Genomic DNA, 2,707 nt, shown 5'->3' with positions numbered 1-2,707 from the left:
TTGGTTGCGGGAGTAGGATTTGAACCTACGACCTTCAGGTTATGAGCCTGACGAGCTACCGGGCTGCTCCATCCCGCGTCCGTTGAGCGTTTGCCCTTTTTGTCAGGTTATGAGCCTGACGAGGCGATCGCGTTAGGCAAACTCTCGAGGAGAGTTTGTAGCGATTGCGGGCTGCTCCATCCCGCGTTTGTTTCCCGAGGGCTTTATGTTTTTGCGATCGGGATTTTGTTTGTCATCGTTGTTTGAGAGATGAAGTTTTATCGCTTCTTTCTAGGTTTGGCGGTGACCTACTCTCCCACGTCTTAAGACGCAGTACCATTGGCGCGACGGCACTTAACGGCCGGGTTCGGAATGGAGCCGGGTGTTTTGCTCGTGCTATGACCACCAAACCGAGGAAGAAGCGATGAAGTTCAAGTCAAGTTGCTATGCAGCTTTTGATTATGATCGGAGCCAGAGGTCTGGCTTCTACCGGATCAAATCAAGCCAATCGGGCAATTAGTACTGGTCAACTGAACGCGTTGCCGCGCTTACATCTCCAGCCTATCGACGTGGTGGTCTTCCACGGCCCTCAAGGGATACCTAGTTTTGAAGGGGGCTTCCCGCTTAGATGCTTTCAGCGGTTATCCTGTCCGGACATAGCTACCCAGCACTACCGTTGGCACGATAACTGGTCCACCAGTGGTCCGTTCACCCCGGTCCTCTCGTACTAGGGGCAACTCTTCTCAAGTATCCTACACCCACGGCAGATAGGGACCGAACTGTCTCACGACGTTCTAAACCCAGCTCACGTACCTCTTTAAACGGCGAACAGCCGTACCCTTGGGACCTGCTCCAGCCCCAGGATGAGATGAGCCGACATCGAGGTGCCAAACGGTGCCGTCGATATGGACTCTTGGGCACCATCAGCCTGTTATCCCCAGAGTACCTTTTATCCGTTGAGCGATGGCCCTTCCACTCGGGACCACCGGATCACTATGGCCGACTTTCGTCTCTGCTCGACTTGTCAGTCTTGCAGTCAGGCTGGCTTCTGCCATTGCACTCAACGACCGATTTCCGACCGGTCTGAGCCAACCTTCGCGCGCCTCCGTTACACTTTGGGAGGCGACCGCCCCAGTCAAACTACCCACCACGCAGGGTCCCGGATCCCGATAAGGGACCGCGGTTAGACATCAAGCAGGCGAAGGGTGGTATCTCAAGGATGGCTCCACGAAGACTGGCGTCCCCGTTTCAAAGCCTACCACCTATCCTGCACATCACATGCCTGATGCCAGTGCGAAGCTATAGTAAAGGTTCATGGGGTCTTTCCGTCTAACCGCGGGTAGTGTGCATCTTGACACACAGTTCAATTTCGCTGAGTCCACGTTTGAGACAGCGGGGAGATCGTTACGCCATTCGTGCAGGTCGGAACTTACCCGACAAGGAATTTCGCTACCTTAGGACCGTTATAGTTACGGCCGCCGTTTACCGGGGCTTCAATTCGGAGCTTGCACTCCTCCTTTTAACCTTCCGGCACCGGGCAGGCGTCAGACTGTATACGTCGCCTTACGGCTTCGCACAGCCCTGTGTTTTAAGTAAACAGTCGCCACCCCCTAGTTTGTGCCCCCCACCCTCACTTGCGTGAGAATGGGGCCTCCTTCTCGCGAACTTACGGAGGCATTTTGCCGAGTTCCTTAAACGTGGTTCTCTCAAGCGCCTTGGTATTCTCTACCAGTCCACCTGTGTCGGTTTCGGGTACGGTCCGATAGTGGGGCTATTTCCAGGAACTGCTAAGCGGCCCACACAATCCGATAAGTGTGAACAACCCTCGCAATCCGTCACCACCACATGGCCCAGGAATATTAACCTGGTTCCCATCGACTACGCCTTTCGGCCTCGCCTTAGGGGCCGGCTTACCCTGCTCAGATTAGCTTTAAGCAGGAACCCTTGGACTTTCGGCGACAGGGTCTCTCACCCTGTTTGTCGCTACTCATGTCAACATTCTCACTTCTGATCACTCCACCGGATGCCTTACAGCCCGGCTTCACAGTCAGAACATTGCCTCCAATACTCCCGAAGGAGATAAGGAGGCAGCGTTCTATATCACAGAACGCTCCGCTACCACGCACATCACTGTGCATCCAAAGCTTCGGCTCATGGCTTGAGCCCCGTTACATCTTCGCCGCAAGACCTCTTGACTAGACCAGTGAGCTGTTACGCTATCTTTAAAGGATGGCTGCTTCTAAGCCAACCTCCTGGTTGTTTTGGAAGTCTCACATGCTTTCCCACTTAGCCATGAATTGGGGGCCTTAGCTGTTGGTCAGGGTTGTTTCCCTCTCCACGACGGACGTTAGCACCCGCCGTGTGTCTGCCGATCAGTTCTTCCCGGTATTCGGAGTTTGCTTAGACTCAGTAAGGCTGTGGGCCCCCATCATCCATGCAGTGCTCTACCCCCGGGAGAATACAATCGACGCGCTACCTAAATAGCTTTCGCGGAGAACCAGCTATCTCCAGATTTGATTGGCCTTTCACCCCTAGCCACACGTCATCCGGACCCTTTTCAACGGGTGTCGGTTCGGCCCTCCAGTGAGTGTTACCTCACCTTCAGCCTGCACATGGCTAGATCATCTGGTTTCGGGTCTGATCCATCGAACTCATTCGCCCTGTTAAGACTCGCTTTCGCTACGCCTACACCTAACGGCTTAAGCTTGCTCGATAGACCAAGTCGTTG

1 tRNA gene and 2 rRNA genes (1 of these 3 cut by a window edge) are annotated in these 2,707 nt (G+C 54.3%); all 3 read right to left on the bottom strand.

The window, feature by feature from the left end:
• Window position 1 precedes the first annotated feature (1 nt).
• Window positions 2-78: transfer RNA gene (locus ACZ7GB_RS17480), tRNA-Met, on the bottom strand.
• Window positions 79-274: 196 nt separating this feature from the next.
• Window positions 275-389 (bottom strand): 5S ribosomal RNA (gene rrf, locus ACZ7GB_RS17475).
• Window positions 390-474: 85 nt separating this feature from the next.
• Window positions 475-2,707, bottom strand: a 23S ribosomal RNA gene (locus ACZ7GB_RS17470) (it continues 599 nt past the right edge of the window).

Source organism: Thioclava sp. PTB-PU3-1, assembly GCF_055666785.1.
This window is presented reverse-complemented; position numbering and strand designations above follow the sequence as displayed.